The sequence below is a fragment of the Pseudomonas sp. WJP1 genome (assembly GCF_028471945.1).
GTDB lineage: Bacteria > Pseudomonadota > Gammaproteobacteria > Pseudomonadales > Pseudomonadaceae > Aquipseudomonas.
Map to the genome: position 1 here is coordinate 172,391 of NZ_CP110128.1, position 23,431 is coordinate 195,821.

Genomic DNA, 23,431 nt, shown 5'->3' on the forward strand with positions numbered 1-23,431 from the left:
GCAAGCCTGGCTCCTACAAGAGTCCGTGTCAGTCAGGCCGTGATGATCCGGTTCTTGCCCTGGCGCTTGGCCTCGTACATCGCCGCATCCGCACGGGCAAACAGGCTTTCCACGCTTTTATCCTCGGCCGTGAGGCTGGTCAGCCCCTGGCTGACGGTGATGCCGAATGTCTGGCCGTCGTGGTTGAAGGTCAACGCCTGAATCTCTCGTTGCAAGCGCTCGGCCACTTGCAGGGCCATCTGCGGTGTGCAGCCGGGGAAGACCGCGGCGAACTCCTCGCCGCCAATGCGCCCGAACAAATCGCCGCGGCGCAGTGCAGCGCGGCCGCGGTCGGCAATATGCTGCAGCACGTTATCGCCTTCCTGGTGGCCGTAGGTGTCGTTGATGACCTTGAAGTCATCGATGTCCAGCATGAGAAACGATAGCGGCGTGCACTGTTGTCGTGCCTGTTCGAATTCGTGGTCGGCGCCTTCGAAGAAATGCCGGCGGTTGCTGCTGCGGGTCAGGGCGTCGGTGGTTGCCAGACGATGCAGTTCGGACTCCAGCTGTTTCTTGTCGGTGATGTCTTCGGCGATGCCGACAATGATCACCGGCTGCCCAGGCTCGGCCTGCCGGTTGATGAAGCACTTGTCGCTGATCCAGCGCAGCTGGCCATCGGCGGTGATGATTCGGTACTCGCGGTCTTCAACGGCACCTTTGTCCAGCACGTCCGCCAGGCTGCGCTCGGCGTATTCGAGATCGTCGGGGTAAATGCTGTCGCGCCACTGGTTGTAGTCGGCCAACAGCAGGTCGGCGCTGCGGCCGAAAATCCGTTCATAGGCGGGGCTGACATACAGCACCTGGCGGGTTTCCCAATTGAATGCCCACAGCACCGCGTTGACGCTCACCAGCAAGGTGTTGAGCAGCTGTTCGCGTTCGCTCAGGCGCGCCACCTCGCCTTGGGCGTGCATCAGCGCCATCAGGGTTTGCGCGGCCTCGGGCCACTGCGTGAGGGATGAGTCTTGCTGGTTGTTGACCATCGGCACCAAATCTCAAGGGCGTGCACCGCTCAGGGTTCGAAGCGGCCACAGCGAAGCCCGCCTGGATGGCGAAGTGTCATTGAGATAGGGGATTTAGAGCGAAGTTCCGAAGGGTGCGCCCGGGCATTGGGCGCACCGATCAACGGTTTCAGGTAGCGCTTGGGCGCAGGGAATAGGTTTTCAGCTGATCGGCGAAGTCGCGCAGCGATTGAATACCGCTGGCTTCGGCTTCGTGTACCCAGTCCTTGATGGCGGCCAGCATGTCGTGACCATTTGAGCTGGTCTTGACCCAGATCTGCTGCAAGGCCAGGCGTTTCTCGTAGATTACCTTCAGTGCCTGGCTGTGCTCGAGCATGTTCTGGATGCGCACGTGGTGCTTGTCGTCCAGCAGGCTGGTTTCGCGCGAGAGCAAACGCTTGGCGCGGTGGAACTGATGGCGGACCGAGTGATCGACCTTTTCCAGCTCTTGCTTGACCAGAGGCCCGATCACCAGCTTGCGGTACTGGGCCATGATCTGGAAGCGGTTGTTGAGGATCGCCATGGCGGTGTCCATGTCCAGGTTGCCCTTGCCTTCGACACGGTGGGCAATGGGCGCGACCCGCTGGACCTTGGCCAGGCGCAGGAAACTGAATACCTGGATCCAGGCCCAGCCCAGATCGAATTCCCACTTCTTCACCGACAGTTTTGCCGAGTTAGGGTAGGTGTGATGGTTGTTATGCAGCTCTTCACCACCGATCAGGATGCCCCAGGGCACCAGGTTGGTCGCCGCATCGCGGCACTCGAAGTTGCGGTAGCCGATGGCATGGCCCAGGCCATTGACCACGCCGGCGGCCCACACCGGGATCCACATCATCTGGACGGCCCAGATGGTGATGCCGATGGTGCCGAACAGCAGCAGGTCGATAACGGCCATGATCGCCACGCCCAGCAGTGGAAAGCGGGTGTAGACGTTGCGTTCGATCCAGTCGTCCGGGCAGTTCTTGCCGTAGATGCGCAGGGTCTCGGGGTTTTCCGCTTCGGCGCGGTACAGTTCGGCGCCTTTGCGCAGAACGGTGGACAGGCCCTTGATCACCGGGCTGTGCGGGTCATCGACGGTTTCGCATTTGGCGTGATGCTTGCGGTGGATGGCGGTCCACTCGCGGGTGTTCTGCGCCGTGGTCAACCACAGCCAGAAGCGGAAGAAATGTTTCAGGCCAGCATTCAACTCAAGCGAGCGATGGGCTGAGTAACGATGCAGATAGACCGTGACGCCGATGATCGTGACGTGGGTCATCAGCAGGGTGACTGCCACCAGTGACCAGGGCGACAAGCCGAGAAAACCTTCGTACCACATAGGCTATAGGGCCCTCGAAAAAGAAAAAAACAGCCGTTGCATTATCACTAAGCGGACAGATAAAACCAGTCGCCCTTTCAGATATGAGTGGCAGGATGTGTCTTTAAACTATAATCCCGGTTTTTTCGTAGGGACATGGACAGCCTTATGTCTGCCAGCTATCGCGATGCCATGCGTGCAGCGCTGCTTTACCTGCTGATTTCCGTGGCTTGGATGCTGCTCAGTGGCTATTTATTGAGCAGTTTATTCGATAACTCGGCCGAGCGCTTACGCTGGCAACTGATCAACGGTTATGCCTGGGTGGTGCTGAGCGCGGTCTTGATCTTCATTGCCCGTGCACGACTGTTGCGTTGCCTGGGCGTCGGCGCGAAATTGCGTGAACGAAGCGAAGACCGCGAGCGTCTGCGCCAGGCCGCCGCCGTGTTCGATTGCACCCGTGAAGGGGTGCTGGTCACCGATCACCAAGGGCAGATCGTGCATGTGAACCGCGCCTTCATGGCTATCACCGGCTATCAGCGTGAAGAAGTGCTGGGGCGCCAGCCCAGTCTGTTCAAGTCGGGGCATCATCCACCCGCGTTCTACCAGGCGATGTTCGCCACGCTCAACAGCGTCGGCGAGTGGAGCGGGGAAATCTGGAACCGCCGCAAAAGCGGCGAAATCTACCCGCAATGGCAAACCATCCGCATCATCCACGATGACCAGGGGCGTTGCAGTCAATTCGTGGCGGTGTTTTCCGACATCAGCGCAATCAAGGACTCGGAACATGAGTTGAGGCACCTGGCTCATCACGATCCGCTCACCGGCCTGCCCAATCGCCTGCTGTTCACCGATCGCGCCACGCAAGCCCTGGCATCGGCGCAGATCCACAAGCGTGGCTGTGCGTTGCTGATGATCGATCTGGATCACTTCGTGATGATCAACGACAGCCTCGGGCACTCAATGGGTGACCAATTGCTCAAGGCGGTGGCCGAACGCTTGCGTGCCATGTTCGACCCTGGGGTCACCCTGGCGCGCCTGGGGGGCGATGAGTTCGCCGTGCTGGCCGAAAGTTGTCCGCAACTGATGCAGGCCGCGGCGCTCGCCCAGCGGATCATCGAGGGCCTCAAGGAGCCTTTCGACATTCACGGGCAGCGGCTGTTCATCAACGCCAGTATCGGTATCAGCCAGTTTCCCAGCGATGCATTGAGTGCCGAGCAGTTGTTGCGCAACGCCGATTCGGCACTGTTCAAGGCCAAGAGCGCCGGGCGCAATGGCTATGCCCTGTACACCGAAGAGTTGACGGCCCATGCCCAGCAGGGGGTCGAGACCGCCTCTGAACTGCGCAGGGCGCTTGAGCAGGACGAGCTACGGGTGTTTTACCAGCCGGTTCACGATCTCAAGACCCGTCGCCTGGTCGGCGTCGAGGCGCTGGTGCGTTGGGAGCATCCGCAGCGCGGCATGGTGTCGCCTGCGCAATTCATTCCGGTCGCCGAGCGGACGGGACTGATCGCCCAGATTGACGCTTGGGTGATGCGCCAGGCCTGTGAGCAGATGTGCCTATGGCAGCAGGCGGGCGTGGCGTTGTCGTTTGTCGCGGTGAATGTGTCATCGCGTCTGTTCGCCGGCCGTGAGCTCTACCAACAGGTTGCGCAGGTGCTGCGCGAAACCGGCCTGGACCCGGCCTGCCTGGAGCTGGAAGTCACCGAGAGCGCGGTGATGGAAGATCCAGAGGTCGCGCTTGAGCAAATGCACCGGCTACGGGAGTTGGGGGTGCAACTGGCCATCGATGATTTCGGGACCGGTTATTCGTCGCTGTTGCGACTCAAGCGCCTGCCGGTACAGAAACTCAAGATCGACCAGGGTTTTGTCGCCGGGTTGCCGATGGACGAGGACGACGCGGCCATCGTGCGGGTCATCATTGCCCTGGCGCAGAGCATGGGCATGCAGGTGCAAGCCGAAGGCATCGAGCAGGTCGAGCAGGCGGCGTTCCTGCTCGAACACGGCAGCCATCTGGGGCAGGGTTACTGGTTTGGGCGGCCGGTGCCGGCTGGGCAATTGGATTGGTTGCGTGCTCCAGTGATCGCCTGAACATCCGCAAACCCTTGTCCCATCAAATAATGTCTTCTGGTTATATAAACATTCTTAAATAGTCTTTTTAAGAATATCCGCGCCTCTCTACTATTGGTCTCACGCCGCAAGCAGTGCCGCCACTGCCAGGCAACCTCTCAGTCGAAGGAGCAGCACCATGAGCGCATCTCTACGTAGCGTTGACGGCCAGGACGAAGCAACCATCCTGCGCGAAATCCAGAGCGCCTTGCGCGACCTGCGGTTTGGTGCGGTGGAAATCACCGTGCACAACGCCCAGGTGGTCCAGATCGAACGCAAGGAAAAATTCCGCTTGCAGCAGCCGGGCAATAAACCGGGCTGAAGCGAAAAATCAAAAGATCTCAGCCTGCGCCAGCTTCTACAGGGGAGTGCAAGCTGACGAAGGCTGCGATCTTTGAACCGACACCGCGATTCCAGAAATCCATAAAAACTAGCCAGCACAATAGAATTCCAGGAGCTTTCACCATGTCGTCGATTCGCCATTTCGCTTTGGCCGCCCTGGCCAGCGCCCTGTTTGCCAGTTCCGCCGTTGCCAAGGATTACGAGCTGCTCAACGTGTCGTACGATCCGACCCGTGAGCTGTACCAGGATTACAACGCTGAATTCGTCAATTTCTGGAAGAAAAGTAATCCAAGCGACAGCGTGAAAATCCAGCAGTCCCACGGTGGCTCGGGCAAACAGGGCCGGGCGGTGATCGACGGCCTGCGCGCCGATGTGGTGACCTTGGCCCTGGCCGGCGACATCGACGAAATCGCCAAGCTCGGCAAGACCCTGCCGGCCGACTGGCAGAAGCGCCTGCCGGAAGCTAGCACGCCATACACCTCGACCATCGTGTTCCTGGTGCGCAAGGGCAACCCTAAAGGCATCAAGGACTGGGGCGACCTGGTCAAGAACGACGTATCGGTGATTACCCCGAACCCGAAAACCTCCGGCGGTGCGCGCTGGAACTTCCTCGCGGCCTGGGCCTATGGCCTGAAAGCCAACGGCGGTGACGAAGCCAAGGCCAAGGAATACGTGCAAACCCTATTCAAGCACGTGCCTGTCCTGGACACCGGTGCTCGTGGTTCGACCATTACCTTCGTCAACAACGGTCAGGGTGACGTGTTGCTGGCTTGGGAAAACGAAGCGTTCCTGGCGCTGAAAGAAGATGGCGGCGCCGACAAGTTCGAGATCGTCGTGCCTTCGCTGTCGATCCTTGCCGAGCCTCCAGTGGCGGTGGTCGACAAGAACGCCGAGAAAAAGGGCAACGAGCAGATCGCCGAAGCCTACCTCAAGCACCTGTACAGCCCTGCCGGCCAGGAAATTGCCGCGAAAAACTTCTATCGTCCACGTGACAAGGATGTGGCTGCCAAATACGCCCAGCAGTTCCCGAAACTGGACCTGGTCACCATCGACAAAGACTTCGGCGGCTGGAAAACCGCGCAGCCGAAATTCTTCAACGACGGCGGCGTATTCGACCAGATTTACCAGGCGCAGTAATCTTAAATAGCCATCAAGGAGCCTCGGATCGCGATTCGAGGCTTTGTGCATTCTCAACCAAGGACTTTTATGTCGCGTCGTATCTCCCCCGTCATACCCGGCTTCGGGCTGACGCTGGGCTACACCTTGGTGTACCTCAGCCTGATTGTGCTCATACCACTGGCGGCGATGTTCGTGCATGCCGCTCAACTCACCTGGGATCAGTTCTGGGCAATCATCTCGGCGCCACGGGTGCTGGCGGCGTTGAAGCTGAGCTTCGGCACCGCCCTGTACGCCGCGATCATCAACGGCATCATCGGCACGCTGCTGGCCTGGGTGCTGGTGCGCTATACCTTCCCTGGGCGCAAGGTCATCGATGCAATGATCGACTTGCCCTTCGCATTGCCCACCGCCGTGGCCGGTATTGCGCTGACCGCGCTGTATACCCCCACCGGGTTGGTAGGGCAGTTTGCAGCGGATCTGGGTTTCAAGATCGCCTACACCCCCCTGGGCATCACCCTCGCCCTCACTTTTGTGACACTTCCATTCGTAGTACGTACCGTACAGCCGGTACTGGCCGATATTCCCCGTGAAGTGGAAGAAGCGGCGGCGTGCCTGGGTGCCAAACCCTGGCAGGTTGCCCGGCATATCCTGTTGCCCGCACTGCTTCCGGCGTGGCTCACCGGTTTCGCCCTGGCCTTTGCCCGCGGTGTCGGCGAGTACGGTTCGGTGATTTTCATCGCCGGCAACATGCCGATGAAAACCGAGATCCTGCCGCTGCTGATCATGGTCAAGCTCGACCAATACGATTACACCGGCGCTACCTCCATTGGTGTACTGATGCTGGTGGTTTCCTTCATTCTGTTGCTGCTGATCAACTTGCTGCAGCGGCGCATCGAAACCCCATAAGGAGGCGCGAACAATGTCCCAATCGTCTATTGCTGCCGCCTCTTCGGCCAACGCTGCCCGCCGTGGCAGTGCAACCTCGCGGCGAATCCTGATCGGCCTTGGCTGGCTGATTTTTGCGCTGTTCCTGTTACTGCCGCTGTTCATCGTGGTGTCCCAGGGTTTGAAAAATGGCCTGGGTGCCTTCTTCACCGCGATCTTCGAACCCGACGCACTGTCGGCGCTGAAACTCACGGTGATTGCCGTACTGATTTCGGTGCCGTTGAACCTGGTGTTCGGTGTCAGTGCCGCGTGGTGCGTGAGCAAGTACTCGTTCCGCGGCAAAAGCATGCTGGTGACCCTGATCGACCTGCCATTCTCGGTATCGCCGGTTATCGCCGGTCTGGTCTATGTGCTGATGTTCGGCGCCCAGGGGCTGTTCGGCCCGTGGCTGCAGGATCACGACATCCAGATCGTCTTCGCCTTGCCGGGAATCGTGCTGGCGACGATTTTCGTCACCGTGCCGTTCGTGGCCCGTGAGCTGATTCCGCTGATGCAGGAGCAGGGCACTCAGGAGGAGGAGGCTGCGCGTTTGCTCGGGGCCAATGGCTGGCAGATGTTCTGGCACGTCACCGTGCCCAACATCAAATGGGGCCTGATCTACGGCGTGGTGCTCTGTACCGCGCGGGCCATGGGTGAATTCGGTGCGGTGTCGGTGGTTTCAGGGCACATTCGCGGGGTGACCAACACCTTGCCGCTGCACGTCGAGATCCTCTACAACGAATACAACCACGTGGCCGCGTTCGCCGTGGCGAGCCTGTTGCTGATCCTGGCGCTCTTCATCCTGCTGCTCAAGCAGTGGAGCGAAAACCGTATTAACCGCCTGCGCGCCAGCGCCGCGGAGGAATGATTTCATGTCGATCGAAGTGCGTAATGTCAGCAAGAATTTCAATGCGTTCAAGGCGCTGAATGACATCAGCCTGGACATTCAGAGCGGTGAACTGGTGGCGCTGCTTGGCCCGTCCGGTTGCGGCAAGACCACGCTGCTGCGGATCATCGCCGGCCTGGAAACTCCGGACCAGGGCAACATCGTGTTCCACGGCGAAGACGTCTCCGGCCACGACGTGCGAGATCGCAACGTCGGTTTCGTGTTCCAGCACTACGCCTTGTTCCGCCACATGACGGTGTTCGACAACGTCGCGTTCGGCCTGCGGATGAAGCCGAAAAACCAACGCCCGAGCGAAAGCCAGATCGCAACCAAGGTGCATGAACTGCTGAACATGGTGCAGCTGGACTGGTTGTCTGATCGCTACCCGGAACAACTCTCCGGTGGCCAGCGTCAGCGTATCGCTCTGGCCCGCGCCTTGGCGGTGGAGCCTAAGGTGCTGCTGCTCGACGAACCCTTCGGCGCCCTCGACGCCAAGGTCCGTAAAGAGCTGCGTCGCTGGCTGGCGCGCCTGCATGAAGACATCAACCTGACTTCGGTGTTCGTGACCCACGACCAGGAAGAGGCGATGGAAGTCGCCGACCGTATCGTGGTGATGAACAAGGGCGTGATCGAGCAGATCGGCTCACCGGGCGACGTCTACGAAAATCCGGCCAGCGATTTCGTCTATCACTTCCTCGGCGATTCGAACCGCCTGCATCTGGGCGAAGACAATCACGTGCTGTTCCGTCCGCACGAAGTGTCGCTGTCGCGGCATGAACTGGAAGATCACCATGCGGCCGAAGTGCGGGATATCCGTCCGCTGGGCGCGACCACTCGTGTGACGCTGAAGGTCGAAGGGCAGAGCGATCTGATCGAGGCCGAAGTGGTGAAGGATCACGACAGCCTGATCGGCCTGGCGAAGGGCGAGACGCTGTTCTTCAAACCGAAGGTCTGGCAGAAAGTCGCCAACATCTAACAGCAAGAGCATCGCGAGCAGGCTCACTCCTACAGGGGATCGGTGTTGTACACATGTTATGTGACCGACCGAAAACCCCTGTGGGAGTGAGCCTGCTCGCGATGGCGTGTTATGCAGCAGCGCTATTCGGATTGACCCGCACCCCCCCAGCACGCGCCTCGATCTGCCCTTTGAGCTCATGCCGCAACCCCAGCAAAAACGCCAACTCAGCCACCACAAACAACGGCCCGACAATCAACCCCATCACATCATCGACAAACGCCGGCTTGCGTCCCTCGTAGTGATGCCCGACAAACTGAATCGCCCAGCCGATCACAAACATCCCGACGCCGCTCGCCAGCCAGACCAGCGTGCTTTGCTGCGCCAGTGCATGACCTACCCAAACGCACAGCCCCAGCAACACCGTCATCAACAGGCCGAGGCGCAACTCCAGGCGCAGGTAGAACCACGCCGACGCCAACGACACCAGCACCGCCGGCGAAAGCCAGCCCCCGGCCCATTGCGGACGGGACAGCAATACCGCCACCGCCACGACGATCAATGGAATGCCGACGAAGTGGCTGGCGATGTTGCGCGGATCACGGTGGTAAGCGGCGTATTGACTGAGATGGTCAACGAGGCTTTTTTTCATTGTTATTCCTCCTGTAGGGTGACTGATCATGCCTTGGGGCCGTTTCACGCTCTGTCAGCCAGGCGACAATCTCTAGGAGTTTTCATGGATATGCAGGTCTGGCGTGCGCGCCTGATGCGTGGTCAGTGGTTCAGCCATCTGCCTGTGTCCCTACAGGATAGTCTGCTCAATGCTGCGCGGGTGCGGCACCTGTCAGCGGGTCAGCTTTTGTTCCAGCGTGGCGATCCGCCGTGTGGGCTGTATGCGGTGCTTGAAGGCGCGGTACGCGTCGGCGCCGTGAACGAACAGGGCAAGGAGGCATTGCTGGGCCTGGTGGAACCGCCGCACTGGTTCGGCGAGATCTGCCTGTTCGACGGTCAGCCACGTACCCATGATGCGTTCGGCGTGGGGCAGAGCACGCTGCTGCACATCCCGCAAACCGTGCTGCTCAAGATGCTCGACGAACAGCCCGGGCATTGGCGGCAACTGGCATTGCTGATGAGCCAGAAACTGCGCATGACCTTCATCAATCTCGAACAGCTGAGCCTGTTGCCAGCCCCAGCCCGTCTGGCCCATCGTTTGCTGATGATCGCCGAAGGCTACGGCCAGCTCGACGAACCGCGACGCGTCCTGCAACTGCCGCAAGAGCAGCTTGCCGCCATGTTGTCGCTGTCGCGCCAGACCACCAACCAGATCCTCAAGGATTTGCAGGGGCAGGGGATTTTGCGTCTCGGTTATGGCGAGATCGAAATCCTCGATGCGCCAAGGTTGCGCACGTTGGTTGTCGTTTAGAGGTGGGCTTTACCCGCGAACGCGCCTAGCCTGTCAGAACGATAATCGAGGTGTGCCATGCGTGTACTGCTGGTGGAAGATGAACCCGGACTCGCCAAACTTCTGGCCAACGGCTTGAGTGAGGCGAGCTTTGCGGTGGATGTGGCGGTCAACGGTATGGACGGCCGGCGCTTTATCGAGGATGGCGAGTATCAGCTGATCATCCTCGACGTCATGCTGCCGGGGCTCAATGGTTGGCAGTTGCTAAAACAGATCCGCAAGCTTGGTAAAACCCCTGTGCTGTTCCTCACCACCACGGACGGTATCGAGGATCGCCTGCGCAGGTTGGAGTTGCATGAGGATGATTACCTGCTCAAGCCGTTTGCCGTGAGTGAGCTGGTGGCGCGGGTGCGCAAGTTGTTGCGGCGGGATCGGGGGCGCTGAGATTCTCGGTGACTGCTCAGGCCTCATCGCTGGCAAGCCAGCTCCCACAAGTATTTCGGTTGGACTCGCAATTGTGATTCATACAGATCACTGTGGGAGCGGGCTTGCCCGCGATGGGGCCATTCCTGACAACCCCACTTCTCGGATCTGTCAGCGCAACCCATCCCGAAACTGCCCCGGCGTCATCCCCGTCCAGCGCTTGAACGCGCGGCTGAAGCTGCTGGTATCGGCAAACCCCAGCAAATAGCTGATCTCACTCAATGAGCATTGCGGATCGCGCAGGTGCAGCAACGCCAGGTTTTCGCGGCTTTCGTTGAGCAACGTATCGAAGCGACAACCCTCATCCGCCAGGTGTCGTTGCAGGCTGCGCAGGCTCAGGTGCAGGGCCTTGGCGATGTGTTCGGCGCTGGGTTCGCCTTCCGGCAATTGCTCTTCGATGGCGTCGCGGACCTTGCGCTCCCACGTCAGCGGTTTGAGTTGTGCCAAGGTGCGGTTGAGCACGGTTTCGTTGTGTTCGGCCAGTTCCGGGTTGGCGTCGTCCAGGTGACTGTCGAAATCCGTCAGCGCGAACTCCAGCCGATCCTCCCCGGTGGCGAAATACACCGGTGAGCGAAATACCTTGTGCCATTGGTGCGGGTCCGCGGGCTCAGGGCGACGCAAGTACACCGCCAGCGGCGCATAGTCGCGGCCCAGGCGATTGCGGCAAGTTCGCACATAAATCGCCACGAAGGCGTCGATGGCTTCGAAGGCCGGGGCCGGATTGCCTGGCGGAATTCTCAGATGGAAACAGTAGCGGTCATCGCGGCGGGTCAGTTCCAGTTCCAGGGCGTCGCTAACCACCTGGTGATAGCGCACGATGCGCTCGAAGACTTCCCGCAGGCTGCCGCTGGCCACCAGCGCATAACCGAGCGCGTGGAAGGTCGTGGGGCTGACAAAGCGCGAGACGCGCAGGCCAATCGCCGGGTCGCCGCTGACCTGCACCGCGATTTCCCACAGGCGCGTGGTGCCGGACAACGGATAACGGGCGTTCGGGTCGTCCATCAGTTGCGGGTCGAGCCCGGCCTGCTGGCACAGGGCGGTGCTGTCGAGGCCCAGGGCGTCGAGTTGTTTGCGCAGGGCGCGGGTCCAGCTGGCGAGGGAGGTCGGTTCAGTCATGCTGATTGGCGCTTCCAGTCAACAGGTTGGCGTTCTCGGCTACCGCTCCAGGCGAGTGAAGCGGGCAGGATGCGAACATCAATAACCAGAGGATGGAAGCATGCAAGGTACTTCTGCAAGTCCCCAGCGACTGAATGCAGCTCAGCGATCAGCGCACATTCGCCAAGTGGTGTTGGCCAAAGGCGTCGAATTGCGTGAGCGCTACCCGATTCTCAAGCATCAGGACGCCTTGGGCGCTGGCATCCTGGCTTTTGCGCTTGCCGGCATGATTGGGTCTGCGGCGCTCTACATCGAGGGCTACATGGCCTGGTGGGTGTGCTTGCTGCTCAATGCTTTTTTCGCTTCCCTGACCCACGAACTCGAGCACGACCTGATTCACAGCATGTACTTTCGCAAGCAGCGGGTCCCGCACAACCTGATGATGGGCCTGGTCTGGCTGGCGCGTCCGAGCACGATCAATCCGTGGATTCGTCGTCACCTGCACCTCAACCACCACAAGGTATCCGGCTCAGAAACCGATATGGAAGAGCGTGCCATCACCAACGGCGAGCCTTGGGGTTTCGCGCGGTTGTTGATGATTGGCGACAACATCATGTCGTCGTTCATCCGCATGCTGCGGGCCAAGACCTGGGCGATGAAGTTCAGCATCATCCAGCGCACCCTGAAGGTCTACGCACCGCTGGCGCTGATGCACTGGGGCGCGTGGTACGTGTTTCTCGGTTTCCACGCCGCGAACGGGATCGCGTACCTGATGGGCACGCCGATCGAGTGGTCGGCGACCACGTTGTCGGTGATGAACGTGATCGATATCGCCGCGGTGGTGATCATCGGCCCGAATGTGCTGCGCACCTTTTGCCTGCACTTCATCAGTTCGAACATGCACTACTACGGCGACATCGAGCCAGGCAACGTGATGCAGCAGTGCCAGGTGCTGAATGCCTGGTGGCTGTGGCCGTTGCAGGCGTTCTGCTTCAACTTCGGCAGCAGCCACGGGATTCATCACTTTGTGGTGAAGGAGCCGTTCTACATTCGCCAGATGACCGTGCCGGTGGCGCATAAGGTGATGCGTGAGATGGGGGTGCGGTTCAATGATTTTGGGACGTTTGCGCGGGCGAACCGGTTTGTGCGTAATGAGGCAGTCCAGGGTGAAACGGTAGAGGGTGTGCGCGTCTGATGGCCTCATCGCGAGCAGGCTCGCTCCCACATGTGATCTCGGTTGTTCACAGATTATGTGTCCACTGAAGATCCATTGTAGGAGTGAGCCTGCTCGCGATAGCTGTAGTTCAGTTCCTGCTAATCCGGCTGAAACGGCGACTCACTCAAAATCACCCCGGTCTCATCGACATATTTCTGCCAATGCCCGATCAGCAACTCGAGCTTCTCGGGCTGGCTCAGCGCCAGGTCATGGATCTCCCCCGGATCGCTGCCCAAATCATAAAGCTGCCAGGTCGCCGGCCCCACCGGCCCCGGAATGAACACCGCTTTCCATTGCCCCTGGCGAATCGCCCGCCGCCCGAACAACTCCCAGCCCGTCACGGTGTGCTCGTCATGCACCTGCGCCGTTTCGCCCGACAGAAACCCCAGCCACGATTTGCCACGCAACGGCGCCACGGGCTTGCCCCGCCATTGCTTGCCCGGATGACGCACCCCGGCGAGGTCGAGGATGGTCGGCGTGATGTCCATAACCGTGCCGAAACCATGGCTGATCTGCCCCTTGAGCGGCAGTTGCGGGTAATGCACCAGCGCCGGTACCCGAATCCCGCCTTCCGTAGTGAACGCCTTGAACAGCCGCGAAGGCGCGGTCGCCACTTGCGCCCAGTTCGGCCCGTACCAGACGTATGAGTTGGCGCGGCCGATGTTGTCCAGGCTGTTGTCGTAATGCTGGTTGAGGTAGGTCAGCAGCTGCGGACCGAATTTCGGGAAGGCCTCCAGCAGTGCACCTTCGGCGCCGTTATCGGACATGAACAGGATGAACGTGTTGTCCAGTTGCCCCTGGTTGCGCAGGTAGTCGACGACGCGACCGATGTTCCAGTCCATACGCTCGACCATCGCCGCATACACCTCCATGGCCCGTGCGGAAATCTGCCGTTGTTCGTCGCTCAAGGCGTCCCATTGGGCGCTGAGCTGGATCAGCGGATGTGGTTCCACCTCTGCATCGATCAGGCCCAGGGCCTTGAGCTTTTCCAGGCGTTCCAGGCGCAGCACCTCTGGTCCTGCGTCATAGCGGCCGCGATACTTCTCCACCACATCGGCAGGCGCCTGCAGTGGCCAGTGTGGCGCCGAGAACGGCAGATAGGCGAAGAATGGCCGGGTCTGATCGCGCTCCTTGAGGTATTGCAGCAGCTTGTCGCCGAAGGCATCGGAGGAATAGAAATCCTTCGGCAATTCATCGATGAATTGATCGTCTTCGATGTACAGCGCCGGGGTGGATTTCAGCAGGCCCGGCGTGTGTTCGTCGTAGGTCGGCTCGAAACCGTAATGGTTGGCGGCGCCCGGCAGCAGCGAGAACGAACGCTCGAAACCCCGGGCATGGGGCGCCAGTTCAGCGGTCAGGCCCAGATGCCATTTGCCGCTCATCAAGGTCTGGTAACCGGCCTCGCGCAGCAGCTCGGGCAAGGCGACGACGCGGTCGTTCAAGTAACCCTCATAACCGGGTTTGCCGATCAGCTCCGGCGTCAGTGCTTCGGCCATGGTGCCGATGCCGGCGATGTGGTGATCGGTGCCGGTCAGCAGCATCGAACGCGTCGGCGAGCAGGTGGGCGCGGTGTGGAAATCGGTCAGGCGCAGGCCGTTGTTGGCCAGGGCATCGAGGTTCGGCGTGGCGATCTCGCCGCCGAATGCGCCGAGATCGGAAAAGCCAAGATCATCGGCCAGAATCACCAGAAAGTTGGGGCGTTGCGGCATCTAGAATCTCCTGTTCAGCAGGCAATGAAAGACAGCGGCAAATCACGAACCTGCACCGGTACCGGTGGTTGGTAGTGGTCGTCGCTGGTGAGTTCGTGCAGCAGTTCTTCGCGCAGATGGTGGAAGTCGAAACTGCTGCGCAGACGCGGATGAGGCAGTGCTATGTCGACCACTTGCTTGATGCGTCCGGGACGCGGCTCCATCACCACCACGCGATCGGCGAGGAAGATCGCTTCCTCGACATCGTGGGTGACCAGGATCGTGGTGATTTTTGCCCGGGCGCGGATCGCCAGCAGTTCGTCCTGCATCTGTTGACGGGTCAGGGCATCGAGGGCGCCGAAGGGTTCGTCCAGCAGCAGGATCCGTGGGCTGGCCACCAGGCCGCGAGCGATCGCTACCCGTTGCGCCATACCGCCGGAGAGCTGGTGTGGGTAGGCGCGGCTGAAGTCGCGCAGGCCCACCAGGTCAATGAAATCACTGATGCGTTTTTGTTTTTCATCAGAGCTCAATGGTTCGTTGACCAGGCCCAGGCCGATGTTGTCCGCCACCGTCAGCCAGGGAAACAGACGGTGTTCCTGAAAGACGATGCCACGCTCGCCGCCGATGCCGGTGACGGCTTTGCCATCGACACTGATCTGCCCGCGAAACTGCGTATCGAGGCCTACCAGCAGCCGCAGCAAAGTGGATTTTCCACAGCCGCTGGAGCCGACGATGGCGACGAATTCACCTTCGGCGATGTCTAGGTTGAATTCGCGAATGGCCTCCAGTTCAAAACCGTCGACGTCGAAGGTTTTGCCCACGTGGTTGAAGCTGACAATGGGTGCGTTCATGCGTGTCTCCAGCGGGTGGCGCGCGTCTCGAGGCGTTGGCCAATGAGGTTGAGCAGGGCGCCGGTGAGGCCGACCAGCAACATGCCGGCCATGATCAGGTCCATGCGCAGCAGTTGTTGGGCGCCGATCATCTGGCTGCCGATACCGCCGTTGGACGGCATGAAGTATTCGGCGCCGATGGTGCCCAGCCAGGCGTAGATCAGGCTCAACCGAAGCCCGGCGAAAATCCCGGGTGCGGCCCCCGGCAGCACCAGTCGGCCGAGGCGTTGCCGCAGATTCAGGCGCAGCACTCGGGCGGCTTCGTTCAATTGCGGCGAGAGATTGGCGACGCTGCGTTGGGTGGCGATGAACAATGGGAAAAACGCGGCGAGGGCGACGAATACCCATTTGGCCAGCTCGCCCAGACCGAACCATGCGGTGAGCAGCGGCACCCAGGCGAAAATCGCGATCTGACGCAGGGCGGCGAGGGTCGGGCCGAGTACTCGTTCGCTCGTGCGCGACAGCCCCAGCAACAAGCCCAGGGCAAAGCCGAGACCGCCGCCGAGCAGCAGGCCGCCGAGGGTGCGACCCAGGCTCAGGGCCATGCCGCTGATCAGCGTGCCGTCGAGCAAACCGCTCCAGGTGGTTTCCAGCACCGCCAGCGGGCTGACCAGGATGTTGGCGTCGACCCATTGCTGATTTGTCGCAAGTTGCCACACCAACAGCAATGCCAATGGCAACAACCAGGGTTGCAGGCGCTGCCAGCCTTGATATTTCGGGCCACGGCGGATTTCGGCCGTGGCCGGATGCGGCCAGTGCACCAGTTTTTTGTCCAGCAGACCGATACCGCGATCCATGACCACGCCGATCAAGCCAATCACGACGATGCAGACGAACACGATGTCGAGCATGAACAGCTGTCGCGCCCAGACCATCAGGAAACCGATGCCTTCGCTGGAGGCGAGCAGTTCGACGGCCAGCAGTGACGTCCAACCTGCGGCCAGTGCCAGGCGTACACCGGCCATGAAGGCAGGCAGTGCGGCGGGCAGCACCAGGCGGCGGATCAGCAAGCGTGGTGGCAGGCGCAGCACCGTAGCGGCTTCACGCAGCCTGGGTTGTGCATCACGCACACCAACCAGCGTGTGCAGGGTCACCGGCACCACGATGGCCTTGATCAGCACCACCAGTTTCAACACTTCGCCGATGCCGAAAAACACCATGAACAGTGGAATCCACGCCAGCGTCGGGACTTGCGCCAAGCCGGCGAATGTCGGGAATACCAGGCGTTCGAGCGTGCGGTTGAAGCCCAGCGCCGCGCCCAATACCGCGCCCGCGGTGATCCCGGCAAGCAGGCCCCAGAACAGGCGTTGCAGGCTGATCCACAAATGGCTCCACAGCTCGCCATGCGACAGCTCCACCGCGCTGTTCCAGACCAGCGACGGCGCCGGCAGGATCTGTTCACTCATCCATTGATTGCGGCTGGCCAGCCACCACAGCGCAAACAGGCTGAGTGGCAGCAGCCAAGGCAAAAGCCGCTGGCTCAGGGTTGGCCAAAGCCGCCGACCATTGAGCGGTGGCGCAGCGAGCGGCAGGCTGAGCAGGGAAACACGGGCCATGGGCGAGACCTCCGTTGTCGGGTTGCAATACGGCCTGCCTTTTGTGGGAGCGGGGTGTATGCAAAATAGTTCTATAAAAAATCAAATCAATACTATTGGGAGATAAGCCAGACCATTTAAGGCCTCCAGCCAAAACGCATCCAATGCATTCGAAGAATATTTTCGATGCTGGTTATGCATATCGCTCCGCGGGCCCCGTCGTTGCTTGCTTAGGCCTAAAAGATCTAAAAATGTGAATTTATAGTATTTAAGTGCTGGTCAAGATTGAGCCTACTTTCTGCTCCTCAACGCCGTCGTCACCAGGAGCCGTACCCATGAACATCCCCTTCAAACGTGTCATCAGCCTGTTCGCCGTACCGGCTCTGGCGGGCTTGCTGGCGTTCACCGCCCAAGCCGCCGAACTCAAGGAAATCCGCATCGCCGTGCCCGACCTCAGCGCCGGCACGCAACACAGCGCAGGCGGCGTGGTGGACGTGTTGCGCGATCAGCAGATCTACGAAAAGGCCTTTGCCGACCAGGGCATCAAGATTCAGTGGAATTTCTTCAAAGGCGCAGGTCCCGTGATCAACGAAGCCTTTGCCAACGATCAGGTCGATCTGGCGTACCTCGGTGACCTGGCGGCGATCATCGGCAAGTCCAATGGCCTGGATACGCGGGTGCTGAGTGCCTCGGCGCGCGGGGTGAAGCATTACCTGGGCGTAGTGCCGGGCTCGGGGATCAAGACCCTGCAGGATCTCAAGGGCAAACGCGTGGCGATCTTTCGTGGCACTGCCAGCCAGTTGTCGTTCGATGCAGCGCTGGCCAGCCAGGGTTTGAGCGAGAAGGACCTGAAGGTCATCAACCTGGATTTCAACGCTGCCGTGGCGGCGCTCGCCGCCAAGCAGATCGATGCGTCATGGGGCGGTTCCAATTTGACGGCGTTGCAAGCCAAGGGCCTGGCCGAGTTGCCGTTGAACACCAAGGACCTGGGGGGCGCGGGCAGTGTTCAGGCGGTATTGGTGGCCAATGGCAAGTTTGTCGACGAGCATCCGCAGGTGGTGGCGAAACTGCTCAAGGCCCAACAGCAGGCGGTGCAATGGCTGACCCAGGACAGCAACAAGCAAGCGTACATTCAGTTGGTGTCCGGGCTGGCGAGTTATCCGTCGGTGATTCTGACCGAGGATTTGAAGGATCAGAACCTGAGCGAGGTGTTCCCTTCGACCCTGGACCCGGTGTTCCTGGGTAAATTGCAGGATGCGGTGGACCTGGCTTCGCAGCAGAAGCTGATTCGCAAGTCGTTCAAGGTGAGCGATTGGGTGGTGCCGGAGTTGGCGGCGGCGAAGCTCTAAATCTTTTGCGCTCTTGCGGGCCTCATCGCTGGCAAGCCAGCTCCCACAGGGATCTCCAGTGAACACGCATCTTGTGAGCACCAGAAAAACCTGTGGGAGCTGGCTTGCCAGTGATGAGGCCCTAAACGGCTAGAGCGACTTCCTGCTTGTCCACCGCCACCAATATCTCGATCATCGCCCGCGCCGCTGGCGACAACCTGAACCCTGTGCGACTGACGATCCCGCAGCGGGCATTCATGCTCTCGATGTTCTGCGGCAGATTGCGCCAGTGCAGCAACACCAGCGAACCCTGGGCGATGTCTTCGACAAAGGCCTCTTGCGTCCCCACGCCAATCGCATTCGATTGCAGCACGATTTTCACCAGCGCCGGGAAATGCTCGGTCTCGATGGTCGGGGAAAAGTCCATGCGTCCACTGAGGTTCGCCAGCAGTTTGCGGATGCCCGGCGGAATCAGCGTGGTTGCCAGCGGGTAGTCGAACATGTCGTTGGTCGACAGGCTTTCCTTGGCCAGCAACGGATGCCCGGGACGGCAGAAAAACACCCCGCGCCTGGGGGTCAGGGCCTGGGTCTGGAAGTTCGGGTCGGCTTCGAAATGGCGGATGTCGGCGATGAAGAATTCGATCTCTTCGCGGCTCAGCGCGCGGCTGAGTTTTTCCCAGTTATCCACTTCGAAACAGGTGCGCACTTTCGGGTGCGCGTTGATGAATTGCGCGACCGCATCCGGCACCAGTTTCACCGCCGGGGCGGGCCCGCAACCGAAGCGCAGCTCACCGGCGTCGAGCTTGGTCATCTGCGTCACTTCGGCGCTGAGCAGGGCCGCTCCTTGCACCAGGCTGCGCGCATGTTGCAACACCACCAGGCCTTCGGGGGTCGGGCGCAAATCCTTGTTGCCACGGTCTACCAGCACGCAGCCGAACTCTTGTTCAAGCCCTTGGATACTGCGGCTGAACGCCGGTTGAGTGATGCCCATGGCGTCCGCCGCACGGACGAAACTGCGGTGTTCGTTGAGGGCGATGAAGTAGCGCAACTGGCGAAGATCCATATGCTTTCCCGGCATCCTAAAAATAGCTCGAAGGCATTTGCGACGAGGGTTGGTTGAGGTTTTAAATGCAAGCTCTTATTCCGTCAACGAAGCATGCGAATATCTATTAGACCTAAATTGAATATAGATAGAGCGTTGTTTCGCTGCCGCTCAACCGTCAGCAGTCCGATCGAGGGTCTACCCATGAGCAATGCCGCTTTAGCTGTAAAACCCGCTGTCCACGCGCTTGAAATCCATCCAGTGGCCGGCCGGATCGGTGCCGAGATCCGTGGCGTGAAGCTCTCCGGTGAACTGGACGCCAACACCGTCGAGGCGATCCAGAAGGCGCTGGTGCAGTACAAGGTGATCTTCTTCCGCGAGCAGGCCCACCTCGACGATCAAAGCCAGGAAGCCTTCGCCCATCTGCTTGGCGAACCCGTGGCACACCCGACCGTGCCGGTGCGTGACGGCACTCGTTTCCTGCTCGAACTGGACGGTGCCCAAGGCCAACGCGCCAACTCCTGGCACACCGACGTGACCTTCGTCGACGCCTACCCGAAAGCCTCGATCCTGCGCTCGGTGGTTGCGCCCGCCTTTGGTGGCGACACCCTGTGGGCCAACACCGCCACGGCCTACAACGAACTGGCGCCGGAGCTGCGCGAACTGGCGGATAAACTGGTGGCGGTGCACAGCAACGAGTACGACTACGCCGGCGCCAAGCCTGACGTGTCGGAAGAAAAGCTGGAGCGCTACCGCAAGATCTTCACCTCGACCATCTACGAGACCGAGCATCCGGTGGTGCGCGTACACCCCATCAGCGGCGAGAAAAGCTTGCTGCTGGGGCATTTCGTCAAGCGCATCAAGGGTTACTCCCAGGGGGATTCGGCGCACCTGTTCAACCTGTTGCAGAGCCACGTCATCCGCCAGGAAAACATTGTGCGCTGGCGCTGGCAGGCCGGTGATGTGGCGATCTGGGACAACCGCTCCACCCAGCATTACGCGGTGGATGACTATGGCACCCAGGACCGCGTGGTACGGCGCGTGACGCTCAAGGGCGAGGTGCCGGTGGGTGTGGCGGGGCAGCGTAGTCAGACGGTGAAGGGGCCGGATATCGGCGGCGTCTGATCGGACGTCATCGCTGGCAAGCCAGCTCCCACAGTGAATGGTGTTGACCACAACGGATGTGAACGACACGAGACCCTGTGGGAGCTGGCTTGCCAGCGATGCTTTTTCACCAAACGCCGATTTGCACCATTTTCTCGGTTTCCGGCTCTCCGTAGCGAAACCGCTGCCCACGCAAATCAATCTCCTGATGGCTGATCGTGGTCCGTCGCTTCAACCCACGCACCCACTCAAACAAATACCCCGCATGCTCTTCTCGAACCGAGGCATACGCCGGGTCAGCACCCAGGTCTCGTAGCTCCTGCGGATCCTTCAACAAATCGAACAGTTGCGGTCGAAAGCCGTCATACGCCAGGTATTTCCAGCGCTCGCTGCGCACCATGGTCATGCGGCAGCGGTCGATCGGTTGATGCAAGCGTTCCCGCGCAGGTGCCTGGAAGGCGTAGTCGTACTCGCTGATCGCGAAGCGGCGCCAGTCAGTTTTTACTCCGTGCAGCAGGGGAATCAGCGAGCGTCCTTCAAGTCGATGCTCGGCCCCCGGCAACCCCAGCGCCTCAAGGAAAGTCGGCAGCGCGTCGATGGTTTCCACCAGTCGCTCATCCACCGAACCGCGCGTTGCATCTGCCGCCGGACGCGGGTCGCGAACGATCAGCGGAACCCCCACCGCCGGCTCCAGCAGGAACTCTTTTTCCCCCAGGTAGTGGTCACCAAGGAAGTCGCCATGGTCGCTGGTAAACACGATCAGGGTGTCATCCCAGCGACCGCTGCTCTGCAGGAAATCGAACAACCGCCCGAGCTGGTCATCGACCTGTTTGATCAGGCCCATGTACGTCGGGATCACGTTCAGGCGTACTTCATCCCGGGAAAAATTCAGGCTCTCCTCGTGCTGGCGGAACGCGTTGTACACGGGGTGATCGCTGGCCTCGCCCTCGGCTGCACGCACCGGCTCGATCACCTGTCCTGCGCCATACAACGCGTGATACGGCGTGGGGGCGATGTAGGGCCAATGGGGTTTGATGTACGACAGGTGCAGGCACCAGGGCTGCTCGCCCTGCTCGGCGATGAAGTCGAGGGCGCGGTCGGTGGTGTAGACGGTTTCCGAATGCTGCTCGGGAACCCGCGCCGGCAGATGGGCGTTGCGCATTTTCCAGCCGCTGAGGATTCCCCCCTGTGCGCCTTCGGCCGCGTTGGCCCAGTCGTGCCACGGGTTGCGCCCGGCATAACCGAGGTCGCGCAGGTAGTGGGTGTAGGGCGCGGATTCGCGTTTGTCATCGAACAGCGGGTCGTCGGGGAAGATGCCGTCATGGCGCAAGTACGGCTCGAATCCGACTTCGTTCAGGCTCTCGGCCCGTGAGCTGCCAGGGTCGATGGCCAGCCGCTGCAACGCATCGAGATTAGGCGTGGCGTGGGTCTTGCCCACCAGTGCGGTGCGAATACCGTGGGGGCGCAGGTAGTCACCGATAGTCAGTTCTTCCAGCGGCAAGGGCACGGCGTTCCAGGCGACTTGATGACTGCTGACATAACGCCCGGTATAGGCCGACATCCGCGATGGGCCGCAGATCGTGCCCTGGGTATAAGCACGACTGAAACGCACACCGGCGGCGGTCAGGCGATCGATGTTGGGGGTATGCAAGTGCGGGTGGCCGTAGCACGACAGGTAATCACGGCGCAGTTGGTCGCACATGATGTACAGCACGTTGCTCACGGGGTTTTGGGTGTTGGGCATGGGGTCACCGATCGAAAAGACAGGCGAGGTTTTTCGCTGCTGGGGCGGGGTTGAGGCAAGTGCGTTTGGGGAATGGTTTTTATGCAGTGGGTGCATCGCTGTCTGGGCCGACGCCATCGCGAGCAGGCTCACTCCTACAGGGTTTTGTGTACACCGATCCACTGTAGGAGCGAGCCTGCTCGCGATGGCGACAGATCAGACAGCGAGATTTTCCAGCGAACACACCTCTTCATCCTGCCCATCAACCTCCTTGATCTGCGCAATCATCGCCTCGGCCAACGGCGACAGCCGATACCCCGCGCGACTGACGATCCCGTAGCGGGTGTAGAGCTCCTCCAGGTCATCGGCCAGGCCATCGATCTTCAAGCGCACCAACTCACCCTTGGCGTTATGCAGCGCATCTGAATACTCGCCGACGATGCCAATCGCATCCGAGCGCAGCACCACACCGAGCAGGCTGTAGCTGTTTTCGCATTCCACATTGGGCGCGAAATCCGGCCGGCCGCTCAGGTCGACGATGACTTTGCGCAGGTTCGGCGGGCGAATGGTGACGGCCATCGGATAGCTCATCAACTCGGCGGCGCTGACGCTTTCGCGAGCGGCCAGTGGATGCCCGGCGCGGCAGCAGAAGTGCCATTTGCGCGGGCGCAGGCGTTGGGTCAGGTAGTCCGGGTCGGCCTCGAACTGCCGGGTGTCGGCGACGAAAAATTCGAACTCTTCGCTCAGCAGGCGCTTGCTCAGGCTTTGCCAGTCATCCACTTGAAATTGCACCCGCGCCTTGGGGTAGCGACCAATAAAGCTGCCGATCGCCCGGGGGATCAAGCCCGCCGCTGGCGCCGGCCCGCAACCGAAGCGCAATTCACCGGCCTCCAGGCCGTTGAACTGGCTGATCTCGTTGGCCATCTGCTGCGCACCGCTGACCAGCCGCCGCGCGTGTTCGAGCAACACCTGGCCCTGCTTGGTCGGCGCCAGGTCCTTGCGCCCGCGATCCACCAACTGACAGCCGACGCTGTGTTCCAGCGCCTGGATGCTGCGGCTGAACGCCGACTGCGACAGGTTCACGGCCAGGGCGCCCGCGACGAAGCTGCGCTGGTCGGCGAGGGCGATGAAGTGGCGAAGCTGGCGCAAGTCGATATGCATTTTTCACATTAAAAATATCGGGGAAATGCATTGGATATGCATTAGGTCGACTCCTTATAAAGGCAATCTCTTATGCAGTAAATCTTTGTAAAAACATAAAT

At 60.6% G+C, this 23,431-nt stretch carries 21 protein-coding genes; 11 read left to right on the forward strand and 10 right to left on the reverse strand.

The genetic code is table 11. From position 1 onward, the window contains the following. Positions 1-32 precede the first annotated feature (32 nt). Positions 33-1,019 (reverse strand): GGDEF domain-containing protein, encoded by a 987-nt coding sequence (locus tag OH720_RS00800; protein ID WP_272606385.1) that lies wholly within the window; start codon positions 1,017-1,019, stop codon positions 33-35. 148 nt (positions 1,020-1,167) lie between these two features. Then, positions 1,168-2,352, reverse strand: coding sequence for a delta-9 fatty acid desaturase DesA (gene desA, locus OH720_RS00805; RefSeq protein ID WP_272604197.1), 1,185 nt, complete (start codon positions 2,350-2,352; stop codon positions 1,168-1,170). Positions 2,353-2,499: 147 nt separating this feature from the next. Here desA and dibA point away from each other — a divergent pair, with 147 nt between their 5' ends. The 6 genes from dibA to OH720_RS00835 all read left to right on the forward strand — a co-directional run bounded on the left by dibA (position 2,500) and on the right by OH720_RS00835 (position 8,684). Further along, a complete protein-coding gene (dibA, locus tag OH720_RS00810; protein WP_272604198.1) occupies positions 2,500-4,419 on the forward strand; it encodes a phosphodiesterase DibA in 1,920 nt (639 codons plus the stop codon). Between the two features lie 157 nt (positions 4,420-4,576). Beyond that, a complete protein-coding gene (gene oscA / locus OH720_RS00815) occupies positions 4,577-4,759 on the forward strand; it encodes a sulfur starvation response protein OscA (protein WP_007975618.1) in 183 nt (60 codons plus the stop codon). A 143-nt stretch (positions 4,760-4,902) separates the two neighbouring features. After that, the gene (locus OH720_RS00820; protein ID WP_272604199.1) at positions 4,903-5,916 is read left to right on the forward strand and encodes a sulfate ABC transporter substrate-binding protein; all 1,014 of its coding nucleotides are present in this window, start codon (positions 4,903-4,905) and stop codon (positions 5,914-5,916) included. Between the two features lie 69 nt (positions 5,917-5,985). Next, on the forward strand, positions 5,986-6,804 hold the full coding sequence (gene cysT / locus OH720_RS00825) for a sulfate ABC transporter permease subunit CysT (RefSeq protein WP_008055402.1): 819 nt from the start codon (positions 5,986-5,988) through the stop codon (positions 6,802-6,804). A 13-nt stretch (positions 6,805-6,817) separates the two neighbouring features. Continuing rightward, entirely contained in the window at positions 6,818-7,690 is an 873-nt protein-coding gene (gene cysW / locus OH720_RS00830; protein ID WP_008055400.1) for a sulfate ABC transporter permease subunit CysW, read from the forward strand. 4 nt (positions 7,691-7,694) lie between these two features. Further along, positions 7,695-8,684 (forward strand): sulfate/molybdate ABC transporter ATP-binding protein, encoded by a 990-nt coding sequence (locus OH720_RS00835; RefSeq protein ID WP_008055399.1) that lies wholly within the window; start codon positions 7,695-7,697, stop codon positions 8,682-8,684. Between the two features lie 109 nt (positions 8,685-8,793). On the opposite strand, the gene OH720_RS00840 is transcribed toward OH720_RS00835, so the two are convergent. Continuing rightward, positions 8,794-9,315 (reverse strand): Mpo1 family 2-hydroxy fatty acid dioxygenase, encoded by a 522-nt coding sequence (locus tag OH720_RS00840; protein WP_272604200.1) that lies wholly within the window; start codon positions 9,313-9,315, stop codon positions 8,794-8,796. A gap of 84 nt (positions 9,316-9,399) precedes the next feature. Between OH720_RS00840 and OH720_RS00845 the strand changes: the two genes are divergently transcribed. Continuing rightward, positions 9,400-10,086, forward strand: coding sequence for a Crp/Fnr family transcriptional regulator (locus OH720_RS00845; protein ID WP_272604201.1), 687 nt, complete (start codon positions 9,400-9,402; stop codon positions 10,084-10,086). Between the two features lie 57 nt (positions 10,087-10,143). Continuing rightward, on the forward strand, positions 10,144-10,509 hold the full coding sequence (locus OH720_RS00850) for a response regulator (protein WP_272604202.1): 366 nt from the start codon (positions 10,144-10,146) through the stop codon (positions 10,507-10,509). 150 nt (positions 10,510-10,659) lie between these two features. Here the strand turns inward: OH720_RS00850 and OH720_RS00855 are convergent, their stop codons facing one another. Beyond that, positions 10,660-11,664 (reverse strand): AraC family transcriptional regulator, encoded by a 1,005-nt coding sequence (locus tag OH720_RS00855; protein WP_272604203.1) that lies wholly within the window; start codon positions 11,662-11,664, stop codon positions 10,660-10,662. A 100-nt stretch (positions 11,665-11,764) separates the two neighbouring features. On the opposite strand from OH720_RS00855, the gene OH720_RS00860 reads away from it, so the two are divergent. Beyond that, the gene (locus tag OH720_RS00860; protein WP_272604204.1) at positions 11,765-12,838 is read left to right on the forward strand and encodes a fatty acid desaturase; all 1,074 of its coding nucleotides are present in this window, start codon (positions 11,765-11,767) and stop codon (positions 12,836-12,838) included. Positions 12,839-12,957: 119 nt separating this feature from the next. Here the strand turns inward: OH720_RS00860 and OH720_RS00865 are convergent, their stop codons facing one another. From OH720_RS00865 to OH720_RS00875, 3 genes are read right to left on the reverse strand one after another with little or no spacing between them, the layout of a single operon-like run. After that, entirely contained in the window at positions 12,958-14,568 is a 1,611-nt protein-coding gene (locus tag OH720_RS00865) for an arylsulfatase (RefSeq protein WP_272604205.1), read from the reverse strand. Positions 14,569-14,582: 14 nt separating this feature from the next. Continuing rightward, a complete protein-coding gene (locus OH720_RS00870) occupies positions 14,583-15,398 on the reverse strand; it encodes an ABC transporter ATP-binding protein (RefSeq protein ID WP_272604206.1) in 816 nt (271 codons plus the stop codon). Then, entirely contained in the window at positions 15,395-16,993 is a 1,599-nt protein-coding gene (locus OH720_RS00875; RefSeq protein WP_272604207.1) for an ABC transporter permease, read from the reverse strand. Before OH720_RS00875 ends, OH720_RS00870 begins: the two co-directional genes overlap by 4 nt. Before the next feature lie 314 nt (positions 16,994-17,307). Here OH720_RS00875 and OH720_RS00880 point away from each other — a divergent pair, with 314 nt between their 5' ends. After that, positions 17,308-18,321, forward strand: a complete 1,014-nt coding sequence (locus OH720_RS00880) for an ABC transporter substrate-binding protein (RefSeq protein WP_272604208.1) — start codon at positions 17,308-17,310, stop codon at positions 18,319-18,321. Positions 18,322-18,442: 121 nt separating this feature from the next. Here OH720_RS00880 and OH720_RS00885 read toward each other — a convergent pair whose 3' ends face one another. After that, entirely contained in the window at positions 18,443-19,363 is a 921-nt protein-coding gene (locus OH720_RS00885; protein WP_272604209.1) for a LysR family transcriptional regulator, read from the reverse strand. A gap of 183 nt (positions 19,364-19,546) precedes the next feature. Between OH720_RS00885 and OH720_RS00890 the strand changes: the two genes are divergently transcribed. Continuing rightward, positions 19,547-20,467 (forward strand): TauD/TfdA dioxygenase family protein, encoded by a 921-nt coding sequence (locus tag OH720_RS00890; RefSeq protein ID WP_272604210.1) that lies wholly within the window; start codon positions 19,547-19,549, stop codon positions 20,465-20,467. 106 nt (positions 20,468-20,573) lie between these two features. Here OH720_RS00890 and OH720_RS00895 read toward each other — a convergent pair whose 3' ends face one another. Next, positions 20,574-22,190: an alkaline phosphatase family protein gene (locus OH720_RS00895; protein WP_272604211.1), complete on the reverse strand. Its 1,617-nt coding sequence runs from the start codon at positions 22,188-22,190 to the stop codon at positions 20,574-20,576. A 195-nt stretch (positions 22,191-22,385) separates the two neighbouring features. After that, positions 22,386-23,330: a LysR family transcriptional regulator gene (locus OH720_RS00900; protein WP_272604212.1), complete on the reverse strand. Its 945-nt coding sequence runs from the start codon at positions 23,328-23,330 to the stop codon at positions 22,386-22,388. Positions 23,331-23,431 lie beyond the last annotated feature (101 nt).

Excerpts from the sequence above, each read along its gene's own strand:
- OH720_RS00800 (WP_272606385.1), bottom strand. The coding sequence starts at position 1,019 with ATGGTCAACAACCAGCAAGACTCATCCCTCACGCAGTGGCCCGAGGCC.
- desA (WP_272604197.1), bottom strand. The coding sequence starts at position 2,352 with ATGTGGTACGAAGGTTTTCTCGGCTTGTCGCCCTGGTCACTGGTGGCA.
- dibA (WP_272604198.1), top strand. The coding sequence starts at position 2,500 with ATGTCTGCCAGCTATCGCGATGCCATGCGTGCAGCGCTGCTTTACCTG.
- oscA (WP_007975618.1), top strand. The coding sequence starts at position 4,577 with ATGAGCGCATCTCTACGTAGCGTTGACGGCCAGGACGAAGCAACCATC.
- OH720_RS00820 (WP_272604199.1), top strand. The coding sequence starts at position 4,903 with ATGTCGTCGATTCGCCATTTCGCTTTGGCCGCCCTGGCCAGCGCCCTG.
- cysT (WP_008055402.1), top strand. The coding sequence starts at position 5,986 with ATGTCGCGTCGTATCTCCCCCGTCATACCCGGCTTCGGGCTGACGCTG.
- cysW (WP_008055400.1), top strand. The coding sequence starts at position 6,818 with ATGTCCCAATCGTCTATTGCTGCCGCCTCTTCGGCCAACGCTGCCCGC.
- OH720_RS00835 (WP_008055399.1), top strand. The coding sequence starts at position 7,695 with ATGTCGATCGAAGTGCGTAATGTCAGCAAGAATTTCAATGCGTTCAAG.
- OH720_RS00840 (WP_272604200.1), bottom strand. The coding sequence starts at position 9,315 with ATGAAAAAAAGCCTCGTTGACCATCTCAGTCAATACGCCGCTTACCAC.
- OH720_RS00845 (WP_272604201.1), top strand. The coding sequence starts at position 9,400 with ATGGATATGCAGGTCTGGCGTGCGCGCCTGATGCGTGGTCAGTGGTTC.
- OH720_RS00850 (WP_272604202.1), top strand. The coding sequence starts at position 10,144 with ATGCGTGTACTGCTGGTGGAAGATGAACCCGGACTCGCCAAACTTCTG.
- OH720_RS00855 (WP_272604203.1), bottom strand. The coding sequence starts at position 11,664 with ATGACTGAACCGACCTCCCTCGCCAGCTGGACCCGCGCCCTGCGCAAA.
- OH720_RS00860 (WP_272604204.1), top strand. The coding sequence starts at position 11,765 with ATGCAAGGTACTTCTGCAAGTCCCCAGCGACTGAATGCAGCTCAGCGA.
- OH720_RS00865 (WP_272604205.1), bottom strand. The coding sequence starts at position 14,568 with ATGCCGCAACGCCCCAACTTTCTGGTGATTCTGGCCGATGATCTTGGC.
- OH720_RS00870 (WP_272604206.1), bottom strand. The coding sequence starts at position 15,398 with ATGAACGCACCCATTGTCAGCTTCAACCACGTGGGCAAAACCTTCGAC.
- OH720_RS00875 (WP_272604207.1), bottom strand. The coding sequence starts at position 16,993 with ATGGCCCGTGTTTCCCTGCTCAGCCTGCCGCTCGCTGCGCCACCGCTC.
- OH720_RS00880 (WP_272604208.1), top strand. The coding sequence starts at position 17,308 with ATGAACATCCCCTTCAAACGTGTCATCAGCCTGTTCGCCGTACCGGCT.
- OH720_RS00885 (WP_272604209.1), bottom strand. The coding sequence starts at position 19,363 with ATGGATCTTCGCCAGTTGCGCTACTTCATCGCCCTCAACGAACACCGC.
- OH720_RS00890 (WP_272604210.1), top strand. The coding sequence starts at position 19,547 with ATGAGCAATGCCGCTTTAGCTGTAAAACCCGCTGTCCACGCGCTTGAA.
- OH720_RS00895 (WP_272604211.1), bottom strand. The coding sequence starts at position 22,190 with ATGCCCAACACCCAAAACCCCGTGAGCAACGTGCTGTACATCATGTGC.
- OH720_RS00900 (WP_272604212.1), bottom strand. The coding sequence starts at position 23,330 with ATGCATATCGACTTGCGCCAGCTTCGCCACTTCATCGCCCTCGCCGAC.